This window comes from Pseudomonas sp. (genome assembly GCF_030147005.1).
GTDB lineage: Bacteria > Pseudomonadota > Gammaproteobacteria > Pseudomonadales > Pseudomonadaceae > Aquipseudomonas.
The window spans coordinates 1-19,082 of the sequence record NZ_JASLAW010000026.1; the positions used below are offsets into that span (position 1 = coordinate 1).

22 protein-coding genes and 1 pseudogene are annotated in these 19,082 nt (G+C 58.4%); 10 read left to right on the plus strand and 13 right to left on the minus strand.

Annotated features, from left to right (window positions below):
* A pseudogene (locus Q1V60_RS01925) lies at positions 1–228 on the minus strand (alpha/beta hydrolase); the annotation flags it as partial.
* Positions 229–269: 41 nt separating this feature from the next.
* Positions 270–1,193 (minus strand): LysR family transcriptional regulator, encoded by a 924-nt coding sequence (locus Q1V60_RS01930; RefSeq protein ID WP_300626968.1) that lies wholly within the window; start codon positions 1,191–1,193, stop codon positions 270–272.
* A 49-nt stretch (positions 1,194–1,242) separates the two neighbouring features.
* Between Q1V60_RS01930 and Q1V60_RS01935 the strand changes: the two genes are divergently transcribed.
* From Q1V60_RS01935 to Q1V60_RS01950, 4 genes are all read left to right on the plus strand, one after another.
* Positions 1,243–1,557: a 3-phosphoglycerate kinase gene (locus Q1V60_RS01935; RefSeq protein ID WP_300626969.1), complete on the plus strand. Its 315-nt coding sequence runs from the start codon at positions 1,243–1,245 to the stop codon at positions 1,555–1,557.
* A gap of 150 nt (positions 1,558–1,707) precedes the next feature.
* Positions 1,708–2,307: an FMN-dependent NADH-azoreductase gene (locus Q1V60_RS01940; protein ID WP_300626970.1), complete on the plus strand. Its 600-nt coding sequence runs from the start codon at positions 1,708–1,710 to the stop codon at positions 2,305–2,307.
* A 203-nt stretch (positions 2,308–2,510) separates the two neighbouring features.
* Positions 2,511–3,386 carry a carboxylate/amino acid/amine transporter gene (locus Q1V60_RS01945; RefSeq protein WP_300626971.1) on the plus strand — a complete coding sequence of 292 codons (876 nt, stop codon included), beginning with the start codon at positions 2,511–2,513 and terminating at the stop codon, positions 3,384–3,386.
* Positions 3,387–3,453: 67 nt separating this feature from the next.
* Positions 3,454–3,870 (plus strand): Lrp/AsnC family transcriptional regulator, encoded by a 417-nt coding sequence (locus Q1V60_RS01950; RefSeq protein WP_300626972.1) that lies wholly within the window; start codon positions 3,454–3,456, stop codon positions 3,868–3,870.
* Between the two features lie 41 nt (positions 3,871–3,911).
* Here the strand turns inward: Q1V60_RS01950 and Q1V60_RS01955 are convergent, their stop codons facing one another.
* The 6 genes from Q1V60_RS01955 to Q1V60_RS01980 all read right to left on the minus strand — a co-directional run bounded on the left by Q1V60_RS01955 (position 3,912) and on the right by Q1V60_RS01980 (position 10,423).
* Entirely contained in the window at positions 3,912–4,589 is a 678-nt protein-coding gene (locus Q1V60_RS01955) for a phenylalanine--tRNA ligase beta subunit-related protein (RefSeq protein WP_300626973.1), read from the minus strand.
* Between the two features lie 4 nt (positions 4,590–4,593).
* Entirely contained in the window at positions 4,594–5,811 is a 1,218-nt protein-coding gene (locus tag Q1V60_RS01960) for an ATP-grasp domain-containing protein (RefSeq protein WP_300626974.1), read from the minus strand.
* 10 nt (positions 5,812–5,821) lie between these two features.
* Complete coding sequence (locus tag Q1V60_RS01965; protein ID WP_300626975.1) at positions 5,822–7,003, minus strand: MFS transporter; 1,182 nt, start codon at positions 7,001–7,003, stop codon at positions 5,822–5,824.
* Between the two features lie 7 nt (positions 7,004–7,010).
* A complete protein-coding gene (locus Q1V60_RS01970) occupies positions 7,011–7,325 on the minus strand; it encodes a Rieske 2Fe-2S domain-containing protein (RefSeq protein ID WP_300626976.1) in 315 nt (104 codons plus the stop codon).
* 12 nt (positions 7,326–7,337) lie between these two features.
* Complete coding sequence (locus tag Q1V60_RS01975) at positions 7,338–8,486, minus strand: iron-containing redox enzyme family protein (RefSeq protein WP_300626977.1); 1,149 nt, start codon at positions 8,484–8,486, stop codon at positions 7,338–7,340.
* Positions 8,487–9,133: 647 nt separating this feature from the next.
* On the minus strand, positions 9,134–10,423 hold the full coding sequence (locus Q1V60_RS01980; RefSeq protein ID WP_300626979.1) for a mechanosensitive ion channel family protein: 1,290 nt from the start codon (positions 10,421–10,423) through the stop codon (positions 9,134–9,136).
* Between the two features lie 193 nt (positions 10,424–10,616).
* On the opposite strand from Q1V60_RS01980, the gene Q1V60_RS01985 reads away from it, so the two are divergent.
* On the plus strand, positions 10,617–11,963 hold the full coding sequence (locus tag Q1V60_RS01985) for a DEAD/DEAH box helicase (protein ID WP_300626981.1): 1,347 nt from the start codon (positions 10,617–10,619) through the stop codon (positions 11,961–11,963).
* Positions 11,964–12,010: 47 nt separating this feature from the next.
* Here the strand turns inward: Q1V60_RS01985 and Q1V60_RS01990 are convergent, their stop codons facing one another.
* Positions 12,011–12,286: a hypothetical protein gene (locus Q1V60_RS01990; RefSeq protein ID WP_300626983.1), complete on the minus strand. Its 276-nt coding sequence runs from the start codon at positions 12,284–12,286 to the stop codon at positions 12,011–12,013.
* A gap of 155 nt (positions 12,287–12,441) precedes the next feature.
* On the opposite strand from Q1V60_RS01990, the gene Q1V60_RS01995 reads away from it, so the two are divergent.
* The gene (locus Q1V60_RS01995) at positions 12,442–12,843 is read left to right on the plus strand and encodes a transcriptional regulator (protein WP_300626985.1); all 402 of its coding nucleotides are present in this window, start codon (positions 12,442–12,444) and stop codon (positions 12,841–12,843) included.
* 38 nt (positions 12,844–12,881) lie between these two features.
* Here the strand turns inward: Q1V60_RS01995 and Q1V60_RS02000 are convergent, their stop codons facing one another.
* The 3 genes from Q1V60_RS02000 to Q1V60_RS02010 form a co-directional block, all read right to left on the minus strand.
* Positions 12,882–13,751: a DUF6279 family lipoprotein gene (locus Q1V60_RS02000; RefSeq protein WP_300626987.1), complete on the minus strand. Its 870-nt coding sequence runs from the start codon at positions 13,749–13,751 to the stop codon at positions 12,882–12,884.
* 66 nt (positions 13,752–13,817) lie between these two features.
* A complete protein-coding gene (locus Q1V60_RS02005; protein WP_300626989.1) occupies positions 13,818–14,540 on the minus strand; it encodes a TorF family putative porin in 723 nt (240 codons plus the stop codon).
* A 207-nt stretch (positions 14,541–14,747) separates the two neighbouring features.
* Entirely contained in the window at positions 14,748–14,927 is a 180-nt protein-coding gene (locus tag Q1V60_RS02010) for a hypothetical protein (RefSeq protein ID WP_003193095.1), read from the minus strand.
* Between the two features lie 324 nt (positions 14,928–15,251).
* Between Q1V60_RS02010 and Q1V60_RS02015 the strand changes: the two genes are divergently transcribed.
* Together Q1V60_RS02015 and Q1V60_RS02020 are read left to right on the plus strand one after the other, a co-directional pair.
* Complete coding sequence (locus Q1V60_RS02015) at positions 15,252–16,088, plus strand: S1-like domain-containing RNA-binding protein (protein WP_065884480.1); 837 nt, start codon at positions 15,252–15,254, stop codon at positions 16,086–16,088.
* Positions 16,089–16,173: 85 nt separating this feature from the next.
* On the plus strand, positions 16,174–16,572 hold the full coding sequence (locus tag Q1V60_RS02020; protein ID WP_300627000.1) for a DUF2177 family protein: 399 nt from the start codon (positions 16,174–16,176) through the stop codon (positions 16,570–16,572).
* Between the two features lie 19 nt (positions 16,573–16,591).
* On the opposite strand, the gene Q1V60_RS02025 is transcribed toward Q1V60_RS02020, so the two are convergent.
* Complete coding sequence (locus tag Q1V60_RS02025; protein WP_300627002.1) at positions 16,592–17,788, minus strand: MFS transporter; 1,197 nt, start codon at positions 17,786–17,788, stop codon at positions 16,592–16,594.
* A gap of 104 nt (positions 17,789–17,892) precedes the next feature.
* Between Q1V60_RS02025 and Q1V60_RS02030 the strand changes: the two genes are divergently transcribed.
* Together Q1V60_RS02030 and Q1V60_RS02035 are read left to right on the plus strand one after the other, a co-directional pair.
* Positions 17,893–18,786, plus strand: a complete 894-nt coding sequence (locus Q1V60_RS02030) for a LysR family transcriptional regulator (RefSeq protein WP_300627004.1) — start codon at positions 17,893–17,895, stop codon at positions 18,784–18,786.
* Positions 18,787–18,929: 143 nt separating this feature from the next.
* On the plus strand, positions 18,930–19,052 hold the full coding sequence (locus tag Q1V60_RS02035; protein WP_017737772.1) for a PA1414 family protein: 123 nt from the start codon (positions 18,930–18,932) through the stop codon (positions 19,050–19,052).
* Positions 19,053–19,082 lie beyond the last annotated feature (30 nt).

Sequence of the window (19,082 nt, forward strand, 5' to 3'; positions counted from 1 at the left end):
GTCGAGCAGGGTAGCGTTAAAGACCTCGGGTTGATCCAAGGGCGCGGCGTGGCGGGAATCTTCAATCACCCCCAGTCGCGCATCGGGCAGCAGTTTTACATAGTTTTCTTTCTGCGCCACGGGGGTGTAGTCGTGGTCGGCGCTGATGACCAGGGTTGGACAGGTGATTCTGGAAAGTTGTTCCTGCACGCCCCAGCCCACAATCGCGTCGAAGCTGGCGAGATAAGCACATTCTCCATGATCGAACCAGGCCATGCATGAACTCCGTTTCAGGCTTGCCGAGGGGCTGCGAAGGGCGCGTCCAGCGGGGCGGTGTCAAAGGTGCGCAGCAATTCCACGAGGATCTGCGTTGCCGGCCCCAAGGGTTTGTCCTTGTTTGAATACAAGTAGAACGTGGGGTGGCGGCTGCCGCCCTGTTCCAAGGGTAGCTGCTTGAGCAGGCCTTCGGCGAGTTCGCGTTCGATCATGTGCCGTGGCAACCAGGCGAAGCCCAGGCCGCTGCCCACAAACGCGGCGGCGGTAGCCAGGCTGCCGACGGTCCAGCGCTGTTCTGCGCCGAGCCAACCCACATCCCGCGGTTGCTGTCGGCCGGAATCACGGATCACTACCTGCATCTGGCTTTCCAGGTCCTGGAAGCTCAGGTCGCGGTTCATGCGGTGCAACGCATGCTCGGGGTGGGCCACGGCGACGAATTCCACATCGCTCATTTCGGTGCCCAGGTAGCCGGGGATGCTGAACCCGCAGATCGCCAGGTCGGCCACGCCTTCTATCAACAGCTCTTCAACGCCGGACAACACTTCCTCGCGCAAGCGCACCCGGCACCCTCGGCTCTGCGGCATGAAGGCGGTCAGGGCGCGTACCAAGCGTGCGTTTGGATAGGCCGCATCCACGACCAGACGCACTTCGGCCTCCCAGCCTTGTTCCATATGATGGGCGAGGTCTTCCAACTGACTGGCGTTTTTCACCAGTTGCCGGGAGCGGCGCAGCAGCACTTCACCCGCATCGGTAAGTACCGCCTTGCGCCCGTCGATGCGCAGCAGCGGCACTCCGAGCTGGTCCTGCATGCGCGCCACGGTGTAACTCACCGAGGACTGTGAACGGTGCAGCGCTTCGGCCGCCTGGGCGAAGCCGCCATGGTCGACCACGGCTTGCAACGTGCGCCATTGATCGAGGGTAACGCGGGGCGCTTTCAAGATGAGTTCCTCTTGTCCTAAGCTGGCGGTCCTTATTGGAGACTGCCGAATGAGAAAATTCTGTTGTGTGTTGCTCGCGCTGATGCCGATGAGCGCGTTTGCCTACCCCATCGATGTGACCAAAAAGATCGAGGGTGTAAGCGTTGATTACACCGCGTCCGATGTGGACGCCGATATCAGTTCGATTCAACTGAATAACTACGGCACCAACGATGCTGTGTGTTCGGTAGTCTTCACCAATGGCCCTGAATCGCCGCGTCGTCGCACTGTCACCGTAGCCGCCGGCAAAAGCACCAACACCACGGTCAAATTCAACCGCGCGATCATCAAGATGCGAATCGCACTGACGTGCGGGCCGAAATAACGCAAAAGCGGAGCGCGCCATAGGAATACTCCGCTTATGAACAAATTTATAGATGGGTTATAGCAGTTTTTTGCGCTTTTTTATCGAAGCGGCCGTGGCTAATCTTTTCTCCATCGACTTACAGCATTTACCGATGGAGCCTACATAGCCATGTCCAACGTTCTGATCATCGAAAGCAGCGCCCGCCAGCAGGATTCGATTTCCCGCCAACTGACCCAGCAGTTCATCAGCCAATGGCAGGCCGCCCACCCGAACGACCGGATCAGCGTGCGCGACGTGGCGCTGAACCCGGTGCCCCACCTGGACGCCAACCTGCTGGGCGGCTGGATGAAACCCGCCGAACAGCGCAGCCCGATCGAGCAGGCATCCCTGGACCGCTCCAACGAATTGACCGACGAGCTGCTCGCCGCCGATGTACTGGTGATGGCTGCGCCGATGTACAACTTCGCCATCCCCAGCACGCTCAAGGCCTGGCTGGACCACGTGCTGCGCGCAGGTGTGACCTTCAAGTACACCGCCACCGGGCCGCAAGGTTTGCTGACCGGCAAGCGCGCCATCGTACTCACCGCCCGTGGCGGCATTCACACCGGTGCAACGTCGGACCATCAGGAACCGTACCTGCGCCAGGTCATGGCATTTATCGGCATTCACGACGTCACTTTCATTCATGCCGAAGGGGTGAACTTGAGCGGTGACTTCCAGGAAAAAGGCCTCAACCATGCCAAAGCCCTGCTCGCGCAGGTGGCTTGATCCTTTAATCGCCAGATAATCCCCCAGTGTTTATCTAGCCCCACGCAAACCCTTCAAGTACGCGTACTGAACCTCCCTTTGCACTTGTTGCTCCTGAGTGCTCCTGCCCGACTGCCGCTTTAGCGAGGTCGGGTTTTTTTTGCCTCGAGTTTCTTCAAGCATCGAAAAGCTTTAATGTCGCGCCCATTCAAAACGAGGCGCACATGGGCTATCTACTGGTTGTCACCCTGATTCAGGCATTTTCCTTCAGCTTGATCGGCGAATACCTCGCCGGTCACGTCGATAGCTACTTCGCGGTACTGGTGCGCGTGTTACTGGCCGGGCTGATCTTTATTCCGCTGACCCGCTGGCGCTCGGTGGAACCGGCATTCATGCGCAGCATGCTGATCATCGGTGCACTGCAATTCGGCGTGACCTACGTGTGCCTCTACCTGAGCTTTCGCGTACTGACGGTGCCGGAAGTGTTGCTGTTCACGATCCTCACACCGCTGCACGTGACCCTGATCGAGGACGCGCTCAACCGGCGTTTCAATCCCTGGGCACTGGTTGCCGCTCTTGTGGCGGTAGCAGGCGCGGCGGTGATTCGCTTCGACCAGATCACCCCGAACTTCCTGATGGGATTCCTGCTGCTGCAATTGGCCAATTTCACCTACGCCGCCGGGCAAGTTATGTACAAGCACCTGGTGGCCCGCTATCCGAGCGATCAGCCGCATTACCGGCGCTTCGGTTTTTTCTACCTGGGCGCCTTGCTGGTGGTGTTGCCCGCGTTCCTGTTGTTCGGCAAGGCTGACTTCCTGCCCCAAGCGCCGCTGCAATGGGGCGTACTGGTATTCCTGGGGCTGGTCAGCACCGCATTGGGCATGTACTGGTGGAACAAGGGGGCCTGCCTGGTCAATGGCGGCACCCTCGCGGTGATGAACAACCTGCATGTGCCGGTGGGGCTGCTGCTGAACCTGCTGATCTGGAACCAGCATGAGCCGCTGGGAAGGCTGGCCTTGGGCGGCCTGGTGATTCTGGGGGCGGTGTGGGTCAGCCGATTGGGTATTAAGCGGACGTCTGGCGTAGAGTCGGCGACCTGATGGTTCCAGCTATGTGTGAGCGGTAATGAAACTGTGTTATCGAAAGGAACGGTGTGGGGGTGGCAGAGTGGACAAGGTCGATGAACTGATAATTGCTGCCCTGAAGGATGACTCCCGGGTCAGCCTGGCGGAGCTGGCGCGCCAGGTTCATAAGTCTCGAACCGCCGTGGAATCGCGGGTTCAGAAATTGATCGAAAAGGGCATCATCCTGGGCTTCACCATCCATGTCGCCGAGGGTGATGAAGCACAGCAATCAGCATTTTTGATGCTCAACCTCAACGGCAGTACTTGTCACCTGGTATTTCCGAAAATCCACCAGTTTCGCGAGGTGGTGCAGGCCTATTCGCTGTTTGGCGACGTGGACATGATGCTCGAGGTCCGCTACCGCCAATTCGAAGAATTGATGGTGCTCAAGGAAAACCTGCTGAAGATCGAGCATGTAAACGAGGTGGTGGTCAATCCGGTGCTCAAGGCCTGGCGGTAGCCGATGCCGTCTGGAACGACAGCGACTACGCGCTGGCAGGCTCAGGCGTGGTCGTGGTGGGTTTCGAGAAAGTAATGACTTAGGTCAGGCATCGTCTGGCGAAGGGTGTTCACAAATTCTGCGATGACCGTCTGGTTGAACTCGAGCGTCGTGTCGTCATGCCCCAGTACCACCACCAGCAGGCTGGACGATGCGTTCGTCAGTCTGAAGTCATGGGCATCGGCATCGACTTTGCCGATGCTCGCCAAAGGCGCGTCACCGCAGGTATAGACGATGTCGCCCGCCGGAATCACGACGTCCTTCTTGGCAAACAGCGGACGGAAGGCCCTCGGCGCCTGCGAACGCATGACGTAGATATCGTCCCTCTGATGGTAGGTGTGCACACCTATGCTGACGCCATGTCGGATCGCCACCGCGTTATAGGCATCGACGACGTTATTGATGGGGCGTATTCCGTTGGCGATGAAGCGCCGCAGCAGTTTTTCGTTGGCACTGACCGTATTGGTGTAGCCGAGCTTTTCAAGCTGCCTGGCAAACCCTTCATAAACGCGGTTGGAGTCCAGTTCGTTGAGACGTGAGGCCACGTGGTTCAGGTTGCTTTGCAGCAGGCTGACGAAACTCTGGTCGTCAGACACGCGGATGTTGTCGACAACCGCGGCACACGCATTGCGAAGGCCCACGTCAAGGGCTGACTTTCGGATAATCAAACGACTTTTCATGCCCTTAGCTCCATAGCTTTTTACGGAGAAGGTCGGTGCTGGCATCCAACTGTTGCGTACTCGCGTGTTGCAACCAGAACAGGCCAGGGCAGGTGGCGAAGTCGATCGTGACCGGCGTGGTATCTCCTGGGGTGATGAAGAAGCGATGGCCGCAATAAGCTTCGTCCAGCATCGCGCTCTGCAGCGCCTGCGGGGAAGGTGCATTGAAGAGGCGGCGTTCGTCCGAGCAGAAAAAGCCAATACGACCATGGCTGATCTCACGCGCAGCGCCGGCCGGTGGGCGAGGCCGGCCGAGGTAGCTGTCGATGGCCAGCGATAACAGGTCCGGCTGGTAGACCTGTTGGAACAGCAGTGGGGCGATGCCGCCATGCAAGCGGCCACCGGCTTCAATCATCACCGGGCCGGTGTCGGACCAGATGATTTCCATATGAATCGGCCCGATCTCTATGCTCAAGGCCGCCGCTGCCAGCCGGGCGTAGTCGATCAGCGGTTGCAGTTCCTCTGCCTGGGGGTCGAGTGTGTCCAGGCTTTCATAAACAAACTTGCTGCCGTTTTTGTGAATCTTGGTGTATTTGCACACTGTGGCAATGGTGTACTCGCCATCAAAGGCGACCATGTCCACCACGTACTCAGGGCCTGATACGAACGGCTGCACGATAAAACCGAGGTTGTATTCCCCAAGGTCGTTTTTCTGCCGCCAGGCCGCATTGTTCAAGGCGGTTTCCACTTCGTGCTTGCCCTGGGCGAATACCACGCCTTCGGTGGCGGCCGAATTCAAGGGTTTGACCACATAGGTGGCCGCTTCCTCCAGCGAATCAACCACATCCCGGATGCGGCTTGGCGAACTCAGCAGCTGTGAAGCAATGTTCGCCAGCCCCTGTTTCTTGAGCGCCTGCTGCATGGAAAACTTGTTGCGCCGCAGGTCGCTGGTGATGCGGCTGTTGCCTGGAATACGCAGCACTTCGGTGAGGTAATCGGTGAGATAGATGGCGGTTTCGCAGCCTGCGATCACCGCGCTCAATGACAGCGCTTCGAGGGGCTCCAACAGGCTTTCTTCCCAGTGGTAAACCTGCTCGAAATCTTCCCTGATCAAGTCGTCAGTGAAATGTTTGGGCAAAGTGTCCGCGGAGATCACCGCGATACACTTCACGCCCTGAGCCTTGAGCAAAGGCGCATAGAGTTTGCCTGTGGAGAACGGGTCGACGATCAGTACGGTTTTCATCGGGCATTCCTTATTCAAGGGTCGCGGTGGCCGGGACCGCCGGGGTCAGATTCCACGCCAGCACCGCAGCGGCCAACAGGCCGGCGGAGACGATCATCAACAGGCGCGCACCTTCCAGTCCGAGAAATCCTGCGGTGGTAAAAAACGTCAGGATCATGGGCGCCGAGCCGCTGACCAGCAGGTAGTAGAGCGAACTTTTTGCGGCGATCACGTCGGCAACCCGAGCGTTGGGTGCCGACTCGATCAGGTTTTTACGCAATTGGATGCGCAGGCTGTTGATGCAAAAGCCCAGCAGGAATGCGGCCACCATCATCACGTAGAGGTTCTGGAAATACACGATTGCCACGTCCGCCAGCAGCACCAGCAAGATGGCGCTGTAGCTGTTGAGCTTGATACGGGGCAACACCGCCGCGCTGAATGCACCCAGGCCCGCCAGACCGCTGGCCACGCCGAACAGGGTGGCGTTCCATTCATTGAGCTTTTGAAACACGATCGGCACCAGGCTGTTGAAGGCGCCGATATGGAACCCGATCATGCTCAACACGATGATCAGCACATAAAGGTTTCGCGGCAGGTTCAGCGCCTGGGCGACAGGGCTGTCGCTGGCCTGCTCGGTAGCGTCGGCGCTGGGCGTGGCCCGCACGAAAAGGATCGCCGCCAGCGAGACAATCGCCGCCAGGCTGATGATCTGAAGGGTCTGGCTGACCGAGAATACGTCCACGATAACGCCGCCCAGCAGCGCACCGCCAAAGGCGCCAATCTGGATGGACGTTTGCATCAGCCGCGCCGAGGTGTCGCTGTCGGTCGCACCGGCCAATACCAGTTTGGTATTTTTCGATTCAAGCGTGCTGATGGTGAAATAGTCCGTGACGCCGACCACGAAGGCGATGGCCAGGAAGCCGATGGGCAGCATCGCGGCATCGGTGAACGACAGCCCAAGAACGGCGGCAAACGCGATCAGGCGGATGTACAGCAGCCGTTTCATGCTCAGTTCAATGGTGAAGAATTTACCGATGTATTGTTCGCACACATACGGCACCACGGTCGCCACGCACAAGGTGGCCCCCACCAGGAATGTCGAACCGGTGGTTTCCAGGCCGAACCAGACCATGGCAATGACAATCGCCATGTCCAGGCCGGTAAACAGGGTCACGATTGAGTAGAACGCTGTCAGTGTTGATTTATTGTTCATAGGGTCATCAGTCGTAACGAGAGAGTTTGAGTAAAGGCACGCACCGTTCGGTGTCACCCACGACGGTGCTGAGCTGGTTTCTGACGCGAACGGTGGGTGGCGATTTTTTTTCCAGGTTGCACATCTTGTAAGCGTTGTCGTGCCAGGGGCAGATCACACTTTGCCCGTCTCCGGTGGTTTCACCCATGTGCAAAGGGCCGCCGCGATGGGGGCAGGTGGTTGGCAACAACTGCGTCGAATACGTATGGCGCTTGAGAAAATAGGTCTTGTCTTCTACGGCCACAAAGTTGGCATCGGTAAGGTTCAAACGGATGGCTTTCATGGGACTGCCTACTCAAAGGGCCGTGACGGTATAAGTGCAGGATGGGCTGACGATGCGGGTGCCATGCAGCATTCCCTTGGGAATCACCACGCCTTCCCCGGCCTTCAGGCGCACGGACAGCTCCGGGCTGGCGACAAAATCCAGCTCGCCGGTTTCAACCCAGAACAGCTCGTCATTGGGGTGGGTGTGCGGAACCGACAGTTCGTGTTCGGTCTCGGTAATGCGCAGGTCCACCGGCTTCAGGCCTTGCTGCACCGCAGCCTGTGCACGGTGTTCATCCAGCGCGTCATGCCATTGGATATGGGCGTAGAGTTCTTCGTCGGCGATGTCCTGCAGCAACCTGAACTCCTCGAAACCGCGGATGAGGTCTGGAATGATCTTGCTGCCGAATTGCTTGATCATGGGCAGGATAAGACGTTGCAACGCCATTCTTCCGTGATGCACATCAATGTGTGAGTGTTCATCGAAATAGTCGGTGGAGACGGTGTCTTTGAAAATGGACTTGATGGCACTCGACTGGTGTTTGGTCGTGAGGGCCAGGGTGGCCTCGGTGTAATACATGGCGCCAATGTAGCGGAACAGTTCGCCATGATTGGCCGACACATAATGGAAGTAGTTGGTCAGCGACAGCGAACCGGCGGTATAGAACTGCCAATAGTGGTGCACGTGATGCGACATGCCCATGTCTTTGAGCATGTCTTCAAAAATGGTGCTGTGTTTCTTTTTATCGACGCCGTAGCCATATTCGTCGATGAGGATCTTGAATAACTCGCTGGTGTATACACCGCAGTTGCCCAGCACATTACGCGCCATCGCCGAGGCTTCACTGAGGAAGTCGCCAGCGCACTGCGTCATGAAAAAACGCGCGGCACGTTCAGGGTGGCGGCTGGTGGTCAGTACCTTGTACAGCTTGGACTCGGACTGTGCGACATCCTCCAGGGCTTTGTCGGTGTGGGCGACAAACGAATCCAGGCACCATGAACCGTTGATATGCACTTCTTCCTTGAGCCAGTCGTACAGGTATTGCTCCAGCAATGGACGGATCTTCTTGCCGCTGGCGGCATGCTGAGGGTCGTAAAACTGTTTGAATTCCCTAACGTCGAGTTCCATCGGCGGCTTGGGCAAAAATACCAAGTCCTGCTCGTAGATATTCAATAACAACCGTTGCGCCAATAGATGGTGGCTGTTTGAAAGTTGATCGCTTGTCAGACGGGTGCTGATAATTAAGTCGGAAATATCCTGCGGCCTGGAAGGGCGCTGGTAGGGGCTATTGGTATAAAAGCTGCGCGGCTGGGCAAAGGCAGCGGCGCTACAGTAGTGAGTCAATGCCTCGGCATCTGAATTTAATTCGAAATGTGGCGCATCCTCTGACAGCTTAGTTGTCCATAACATAAGTAGTGCCTTCTAGCTGAGTTGTTCGATGGCGAGATGCTATAGATTTGGTTTTTCTAAAAACAGATTGAAAATCGGGTGCGTATATAGTGAATTTCACTAAACGCATAGGTGGAGTCTTCTTTTGGTATTTGGGTGAGTTGATTTTTTTGGGCCCCCGACTACACATGTCCGTCGGATTTTCTTAGGCATGCCAAGGGCGCCCGTCAGCCGAAGGTGGCAAAGGCACCCAGGAGAAAGCTCATGTAGCGGTGAGTTGGTGGGGCAGGAAGACGCCGGGCATATCCGTAACGACGCGGGATATGGGCGGTAGCCGCAGGGCGTTGAGTACCTTTGCCCAGTGACCGATGATCTGCAGTTGCAGCTTTGGTAGCTGTCACTGCGAGGGGGCGGCCAGCCCCTCGCAGCGCGCTTTGTCAGTGTTCCAGGCTTTCCACGCCTTTCGCATTTTGCGTCATCGCAAACAACCCGCTACGCAGGTCCGTGCCGCTCGGCTGCTGGTACAGGCTCAAGCCGAACTCCGGCAACACCGCCAATAGATAATCGAAAATATCCCCCTGGATCCGCTCGTAATCCGCCCACGCCGTGGTGCGGGTGAAGCAGTAGATCTCCAGCGGCACACCCTGGGCGGTGGTTTGCATCTGGCGCACCATGCAGGTCATGTTCGGCTGGATGTCGGGGTGGCTTTGCAGGTACGCCAGGGCATAGGCGCGGAAGGTCCCCAGGTTGGTCATGCGTCGGCGGTTGGCCGACAGTTGCGCGCTGTGGCCCTGTGCCTCGTTCCAGGCCTTGAGTTCGGCCTGCTTGCGGCCGATGTAGCCGGTGAGCAGGTGCACCTGGGTCATGCGCTCTTCTTCGTCATCGCGCAGAAAGCGCACGCCACTGGCGTCAATGAACAGACTGCGCTTGATGCGCCGTCCGCCGGAGGCCTGCATGCCGCGCCAGTTCTTGAACGACTCGGACATCAGGCGCCACGTGGGAATGGAGACGATGGTCTTGTCGAAGTTCTGCACCTTGACCGTGTGTAGAGTGATATCCACCACATCGCCGTCGGCACCGACCTGGGGCATTTCGATCCAGTCGCCGACCCGCAGCATGTCGTTGCTGGTCAATTGCACACTGGCGACGAACGACAGCAGGGTGTCTTTGTACACCAACAGAATCACCGCCGACATCGCACCCAGGCCCGATAGCAGCAACAGCGGCGAACGGTCGATCAGGGTGGCGACGATAATGATTGCGCCAAACACGAACAGCACCATCTTCGCCAGTTGCACATAGCCCTTGATCGAGCGGGTGCGGGCGTGTTCGGTGCGTGCGTAGATATCCAGCAGGGCGTTGAGTAGGGCGCTCATCGCCAGCACCATGAACAGAATGGTGATCGCCAGGGCCACGTTGCCGATGAACAGGATGGCGGTCTTGCTCAGGTCGGGTACCAGGTACAGGCCGAACTGGATCACCAAAGACGGCGTCATCTGCGCCAGGCGATGGAAGACTTTGTTATGCCGCAGGTCGTTCAGCCAGTGCAGCGCCGGTTGCCGGCCGAGCAATTTGAGCGCGTGCAGGATGAGGTAACGCGCCACGCGTCCCACCAACAAGGCCACACCCAGCAATATCAGCAAGCCGAGGCTGGAATGCAGGACCGGGTGTTCATCGAGGGCGCCCCAAAGGTCTTGGATGTTGAGCCAGAGCTTTTTTATGTCCATGAGTGAACCGATTCTTCTGTAAGACAACACGGGGGCGATTAGAGCATTTAAGTGCAGCAAAGTTGACGGCCTGGACAAAACCGCTGACAAAAAAGCAGCTGATTAGCACCGTTCGCGTAAAGAAACTCGGTTTGGACGGCCGAAACCGGTAACCTATGCAGCTGATATTTTGTATTTCTTCGAGGTAGCACCCGTGTTTTCCCAATTCGCCCTGCACGAACGCCTGCTCAAAGCCGTGGCCGAGCTTAAATTTGTCGAGCCTACGCCTGTGCAAGCAGCGGCCATCCCGCTCGCGCTCCAAGGGCGTGACCTGCGGGTGACGGCGCAAACCGGCAGCGGCAAGACCGCGGCTTTCGTCTTGCCGATTCTCAACCGCCTGATCGGTCCGGCCAAGGTCCGCGTCAGCATCAAGACCCTGATCCTGCTGCCGACCCGCGAGCTGGCCCAGCAGACCCTGAAGGAAGTGGAGCGCTTCTCGCAGTTCACCTTCATCAAGTCCGGCCTGATCACCGGCGGTGAAGACTTCAAGGTCCAGGCCGCCATGCTGCGCAAGGTGCCGGACATCCTGATCGGCACCCCAGGCCGCATGATCGAGCAGCTCAATGCCGGCAACCTCGACCTCAAGGAAGTCGAAGTGCTGGTGCTTGACGAAGCCGACCGCATGCTCGACATGGGTTTTGCCGACGATGTACAGCGCCTGGTCGCCGAGTGCATCAACCGCCAGCAGACCATGTTGTTCTCCGCCACCACCGGCGGCTCGACCCTGCGCGACATGGTCGCCAAGGTCCTGAACAATCCTGAACACCTGCAAGTCAACAACGTCAGCGACCTGAACGCGACCACGCGTCAGCAGATCGTCACCGCTGACCACAACGTGCACAAGGAACAGATCCTCAACTGGTTGCTGGCCAACGAGACCTACCAGAAGGCCATCGTGTTCACCAACACCCGAGCCGCTGCCGACCGTATTTACGGCCGCCTGGTGGCGCAGGAATACAAAGCGTTCGTGCTGCACGGTGAAAAGGACCAGAAGGATCGCAAGCTGGCCATCGACCGCCTCAAGGCAGGCGGCGTGAAGATTCTAGTCGCCACCGACGTCGCCGCACGCGGCCTTGACGTGGATGGCCTGGACATGGTGATCAACTTCGACATGCCGCGCAGCGGCGACGAATACGTCCACCGTATCGGCCGTACCGGGCGTGCCGGCAACGATGGCCTGGCCATCTCGCTGATTTGTCACGGTGACTGGAACCTGATGTCGAGCATCGAGCGCTATCTGAAGCAATCGTTCGAGCGCCGCACCATCAAGGAAGTCAAAGGCACCTACACCGGGCCGAAGAAGGTCAAGGCATCAGGCAAGGCCGTTGGCGTGAAGAAGAAAAAGACCGACGCCAAGGGTGAGAAGAAAAAGGCCGGCGCCAAGTCGCCGACCAAGCGCAAGATCGCCAACCGCCCGAAGACCGACAACCTGTCGCTCGTCAGCAAAGACGGCATGGCGCCGCTCAAGCGCCGCAAGCCAGAAGCGCCAGCCGCCGAATAAGCAGTTGGGCATAAAAAAACCGGACGATGTCCGGTTTTTTTTCGCTATCAGTTTTTAGCCTTGATGGCCGCTTCCTTCAGCTCCTTGAGCCGCGCATCGATCAACTGGCACTTGTCCGGGAATTGCGCGCTTTCGGTATCCAGATCCATTTTCTGCAACTCGTCATTCATCTCCTTGGCTTTCTGCGGATTCTGCTCCGTCAGCCGGCTCACTTGCTCGGCCAGCTCTTCACGCTTGGCTGTGGCCTCGTCAGGCGTGCAGGCCCAAGCGGGCAGGGCGCTTAATAGCGTGGCGGCGATGGCCAGGTTCATCAAGGTCTTCATGGTCGGACTTCCTTGGTGGTGATGGGCAGTTGATGCAGCTAACGTCTGTAAAGTTCAGAGAAATGACGCCCGTCTGTTGGGTTGAACGGCTGTTGCCCACACCTGTCACTACCTTTGACGGGCTAATTCTCCATCGGCCTGCAGGAGGAATCAGGATGACGAAGTACAACTGGGATTTGATCGAACGTCTGCTGCATGAGGTGCAGAACGGTGAAGGCAGTTTCGCTCCGCGCAAGTACGCTGAGCAGGAAGCGGCCGAGAAGGCGACAGCGGGTGAGTCCATCGGGAACCTGGACGCGCTGAAAAAGACTGCGGCGGACTACGAGGCGCTGCTGTTCAAGCGCGGGTTTATTGAATCGCGCCCCGAAGAGGAAGGCGGTAACGGTGAGAACTTCATCTTGACGCCACGGGGTGCAAGCCTGCTGTCGCTGATCGACAGTTCGATCCCTGGCAATGACCATCCCCGCCACGTAATGGACAAGCAGGACGACGCGCTGGATGAAGCCACCTTTGATCGAGTGGCTTCGAAAGCGGCGATTGCCGGTGGCGCTATCTAGCCTGAGCCCAACTATGGGCGGGAGCCTTGCTTCCGCTCCTATTGATTTGCGCCGGCCTTGAGGCATTTGAGCGCTTTGAAATCGCTGCGTACGCCGTCGATTTTTTGTGTGAGCTTGAGGCGCTGTTGCACGGTGCTCTCAGCCATCAGATCCACAAGCAGACTGCGCGCTGCCGCCTCGGTCTGGGCATAGGCGGCGCGGTATTCCGGGGTCCATAGACTTTCCCTGTCCACCAGCAGTCGCTGCATTTTCTGCGGGAAGTCGGCATCGCGGCGCTGTTGCACGGCTTCGATAAACTGCGCCTGCCAATGCGCGCGGTTGCCGATCCATTGCTCGTTCTGCTCGCCCAATGCCATGGACCATGCCGTTACTCGACGCTGCTGGCTGGCACTGAGCGGCCCCATCCACGCGTCGAGGCGCTTGTTCATACGCTCGGCGCGTTCCTTGATCTGCTGGGCCAGGGGCGGCTTTAGGTATTCGTCCTGGCGCTTGCGCAGGTCTTTGGCCAGGGCTTCATTCATTTCTTTGACCTGCTGATCATCCAGGCCTTGCAGGAGTTCGATGGCCGACGGGGTGATCTCACGGGCGACCTCGGCGATGGCCTGTTTGGCTTCGACGGTGCGGGCCTGCAAGGCGGCATCGGTGACCTGGTTGTTGTCGACCATCTGCTGCAGGCGGTCCAGCCAGTCGAGGTAACCCGGCAATTGCGTGGTGCAGTGCCAGGCCAGGTGTTGCTTGAGTGTGTCGTTGAACCAGCCCTTTTGCCCGGCGTTCATGTCCAGGTAGTCGTTGAGTGTCCAGGGAATGATCACGTCGAGATTGCGGTAGGCCAGGCCCACGCGATTACAGCCGGCGAGCACCAGGCTCAGGGACAGCAATATCACCAGGAGTTTGAGCCGGCGCAACATGGGCGAGTCCTTGCAGGGATGGGGTTAATGCATGTGAACCTGCAGCGGGTGCGACAGTTCAGCCCATCAATAAAACGACCGGACAGCCTTCAAGGTCAACAGGCCGTCACATTGCGAATTGTGTCCGGAGTAGGCCGAGCAGTCACCGCCGCTGAGGCTGGAGTCACTGTAGATCAGGTCCAGGTCGACACCTTTCCAGGCCCGGGATAATTGCACTGACCAGTCGCTGAAGCTGCTGATGGCGCCGTTCTGCACCGATACCGGGGTGCCCAATTGATGGGTGGTGTACTTCATGCTGACGCCGATGCCGAAAGGCTGGGTGCCGCCGAGGTCGGCAAACAACGTGCTGTCCTGACGGTCCGGGTCATTGCTGAAGGACACGCCAAAGCGATTGCCCAGCAGATTCAGGCCGCCGTAGAACGCCTGGCTGTCGAGGGGGCTGAGCTTGGGGTAGCTGTAGTGGATCAAGCCCACTTCGTAGCCCAGCGTCTGGTCGAAGGGGTGCTTGAAGCCCATGTAGGAATCGAATTCAAGCGTGCTGGGCGAGGACAACCCCATGTTCGGTGAAAACTGGCCGAAGTACAGGCCGCTGTCGTGGCTCAGGTCCAGCCCGCCATGGAACGCGTCGCTGCCGGGAGAGGTCGGCTTGACCAGGCCCTGGGCCATGGTGCGGCTGGGGGTGGTGCCCAATTTCAGGTCGAAGTCGCCCAGTTCGCGCTGGAAGATCTGCGCTTCGGCGAGCGGGCAAGCGGCAAGTGCGCTGACCAGAAAAATACAGGATTTGAGCATGCTTCACTCCATGAAAAGCGAGGAGCAGTGATGAGGGAAATCAGGCAGATGCCCGTGCTAGACGTGTGCAAGGATACCGACGAATGCCCGCGGGTGAGGCCCGTTCGTCGATTAGCGCAAGGATCAAAGTGATGCGAGGGTATTTCGGGCTCTAGTCCTAGCGCCTTGAAGGCAAGACGCTTAGGGACCAGGTGCGTTGCGCAGGTTTTACTTTTTGCCCAGGCTGATCTGCTTGGACGGGCCGAAAGTCTGGCCGCTCACGCCCTTTGCAATTTGCTGGATTTCACCACCGGACTTGAGAAACGCAGCAATCTGGCTGTTGATCGATTCGCTGGTTTCAACGGCGGGAGCTGGCTTTGCTTTGCTATTGGATGCTTTTACGCGCATGGCGGCCACTAACCTGTAGAGAATTAACTTGGCCAGGCATCGTACAGGAAATACTTGACAATTGCTTGGCAAATATCCCCGAGGAATTAACTGCGACGGCTGCAAACGGCCTGACTTGATCGAAGGATTAATCCGCTAACTTGCTGTTTTAACTCGAAAGCATGGGGCGAACGGGGGCCTGCGAGCGGCAAAATTCGTGAGATTGATCAGACGAGCGGAGTAGTGCCATTGGAGCGCCACACCAGGCCGCAGATTTTTCAGGCGCGCGCGCGTGCCCGGCACAACTCGGGTAGAATGCCGCCCACGCAATGAGGGTATTTGGAAATGGCTTTAGTCGGGCGCTACAACAGTTTGCAAGTGGTTAAACACACTAACTTTGGTTTGTACCTGGATGGTGCGCAAGACGGTGAAATCCTCTTGCCTAATCGGTATATCCCCAAAGACATTCCCAGTGAAGATGAAGACTGGCTTAACGTTTTCATTTATCTGGACAGCGATGACAAACTTATCGCCACCACCGAAAAACCCAAAGTTCAAGTGGGCGAGTTTGCCAGTTTGAAAGTGGTGGAAGTCAACAGCATCGGCGTGTTCCTCGATTGGGGGCTGCCGAAAGATCTGTTGCTGCCCTATTCGGAAGAAAAGCGTCAATTGAGCGCCGGAGAATACTGCGTGGTGCATGTCTACCTCGACAAGCACACCAGGCGCATCACCGCCACCGCGCGTCTTGACCGCTACCTGGACAAAACCCCGGCCAATTACCAGGTGGGCCAGGAAGTCGACCTGTTGGTGGCCGAAGCCACGGACATGGGCTTCAAAGCGATCATCAACAACAAGCACTGGGGCCTGATCCACAAGAATGAAGTGTTCAAGTTTCTGCGCCCAGGCAAGGAAGAGAAAGGGTTCATCAAAGAGATTCGCGCCGATGGCAACATCAGCTTGAGCTTGCAGCCGGTTGGCCAGGAAGCGGCCTCCAGCCTCAACTCTAAGATTCTTGCCAAATTGCGTGACAACAACGGCACCTTGCCGGTCAGTGATAAGAGCGATCCGGCAGTGATCAGCAATTTGTTCGGCGTGAGCAAGGGCAACTTCAAAAAGGCCATTGGTGCACTCTACAAGCAGGGGCAGATTGTGATTCATGCGGACCGCATTGAACTAAGCTGATTGCGGTTCGCTCTCTGTATGACTGGGCTTAAGGTGGCGTGGGGGCAGGCTCCCACGCCGCGAGCCGACCACAGAGGTCGTTTGAATGTCGAAGAAAACGCTGTTTGCCTATCTCGGCACCTTGTTCGCCTTCCTGGTGCTCGACGGCCTCTGGCTCGGCGTCCTCATGGGGCCTACCTATAAAAACCTGCTCGGCTCGCTGATGCTCGATCAGCCCCGCCTGTTGCCCGCTGTTGTGTTTTATCTGTTGTACGTCCTCGGTTGCGTGGTCTTCGTTGTCTTGCCAAGCGCAAGCTGGCAACGCGCTGCGCGTATGGGCGCCTTGCTCGGGCTGGTCGCCTATGGCACTTACGACCTGAGCAATTGGGCCACACTGCAAGGCTGGTCCGCAGGCTTGGCGGTAATGGACATGGCGTGGGGTACGGTGCTGACTGCGATCTGTTGCACTGTCGGCTACCTGTGCGCACACCGGGCGCGTCATTGATTGCACACAGCGCCGGTGCCTAAGTCTTTACTGCCAGCTTGTTCGCCTTGGTGCCGGCAACGCTGGTGGGCGTCGCGATCGGCTTCACTGCGGCGTTGCGGCTGATCAATACACTACCGGCCACCAACAAGCCGCAACCTGCAATCACCAACGCGGGTTGCAAGCCTCCGCTCAAGTGGCTGCTCACAGAGGCCAGCAGCGGTCCGCTCAGTTGGCCAACGGCAAAGCTGGCCGTCAACAGCCCGGTGCTGCGCTGGTAGCCGTGGGGCGCTACTTCGCGTAAGCGCGCCATGACCAACTGCATGCAGGCCAGGAACGGTGCCCCGCACAGCAACACCCCCAGCGCCAGGCCCCAGCCGTTACCCAACAAACACGTGAATACGCCCGCCGCTTGCAGCCACAGCGTGGTCATCAGCCAGCGCCGGGTGGTTTCCGGATCCTTGCGGCGCAGGCTTGCAATTACCACGCCCGTCGCGGCGGCCAGGCCAAAGCAAGGCCAGAACAAGTCGGCCTGCCAGGCGCCCTTGAATTGCGCGCTGGCCATTTGCGACAGGAAGGTCGCTGGAATGATGTAGCCCAGGCCGTACAGGAAATAGATCCAGCCTAAGTGCGCGATGCTGCCGTTGTTGCCTGTGCTGGAGACGGGTGCGGCCAGAGCGGTTGGCTTGGGCAAGAAGGGCAGGATGGCCAGTAGCATCATCAGTGCCACAACGCCGTACACCAGCCATAACGTCGCGGAACGTTGCCCCAGCAGGTTGGAGCCCAGCGCCAGCATGCCGGTCAGCAATATGCCCAAGCCCGGCCCGGCGAATACCAGCGCTCCCAGGCGTGGCCTGCCGACGGCAATCGCCAGCGGTTGGCTCAGGCTGGTGATCATCACCAAAGCCCAGGCGCTGGCGACCCCCGTGCCGAAACGCAGCAACAGGTGGGGCCAGAAGCCATGGGCCCAGTAGGACGCCAGCGTCAGCAGCACGCAGAGCCACAGTCCGCCGTACAGGCGGCCCTTAATATGGTGATGAGTGCGCGCGAATATCGAGTCCACGGCACCGACGAAGTAGCCCAGGTAGTTGGCGGCCGCGATCAACCCGGCGCCGGTCAAGTCGATCTGACCTTCGCTGAGCAAATGCGGCATCTGTGGGGTAAGGGCAAAGCGGCCAATACCCATGGCCATCATCAGGGCGACAAAGCTGGCGGTTAAGCGAATCAGCGGCGACATGTTCAAGTGTCCTGCAACCATTGCGAAGACCGTCAGGCTAAGGCGGATTGACTTTCTGTAAAAATGAATAATAGTGAGCAACTTGTTCAGTTTTGGAGAAAGGTATGGAGTTCAGTCAACTGCGCATCTTCCAGGCGGTGGCCGAGGAGGGTTCCATTACCCGCGCCGCCGAGCGTCTGCACCGTGTGCCGTCGAACCTGTCGACCCGGCTCAAGCAGATGGAAGAACAGCTCGGCGTCGAGCTGTTTGTGCGTGAACGCCAGCGTTTGCAGCTTTCTCCCGCAGGCAAAGTGCTGTTGGACTACAGCACCCGTCTACTGGCGCTGCACGACGAAGCGCACGGCGCCGTGCAGGGCGGGCAACCGGCCGGTGACTTTGTACTCGGCAGCATGTACAGCACGGCAGCGATCCACTTGCCTAAACTGTTGGCGCGTTATCACAAGGCCTATCCGATGGTGAACCTGCAGGTGCAATCTGCGCCGAGCGGCGAGCTGCTCGAAGGGTTGATCACCGGACGGCTGGATGCGGCGCTGGTGGATGGCCCGGTGACCATTGCTACGCTGGACGGTGTGCCGCTGTGTGAAGAGCGCCTGGTGATCATTTGCGAGGCCGATCACCCGCCGGTACGCGGGCCCCAGGATGTCGCCGGCCGCTCGGTATTCACCTTCCGCCGCAGTTGCGCCTATCGCACCCGCCTGGAAACCTGGTTTTCCCACGATCGCGTGGCCATGGGCCGTGCCATCGAGATCGAGTCCTACCAGGGCATGCTCGCGTGTGTCATCGCAGGCTCCGGCGTGGCGTTGATGTCTGAATCCATGCTCGACAGCTTGCCAGGCAAGGACAGCGTGTCCGTTCATCCGTTGATAGGGCCTTTTGCCACTGCCACCACCTGGTTGATGTGGCGAAAGGGTATGCTCGGCGCTAACCTCAATGCATGGATCGAGCTGCAGCAGGCGGACCGGGCAGAGTGCTTGCAGGACCGGCGCGAGATTGCTTGAACGATCCGACAGGATTCAGATCCATTCAGTAATAGTTCATTGTGGTTTCGCGCAAGCAATACGTAGGACTTAGGGCTACTATCAGTGTAGGAAAAGGCGACAGAACAGGCGCCTACTCGCATTACCCTCAAAGGGGGCAAATCATGAAAGAGAAAATCCAAACCTGGCTCCATGACCTTGGCGTTGCGCTGGGCTTGATCGAGCCTCCGCTGCAGCCGGTACCGATTCGTACCGATGATGAGCAACGCCGCCCCCGTCGGCGTTGACCCAAAAGCCAACCCAGGATTTATGTGGGA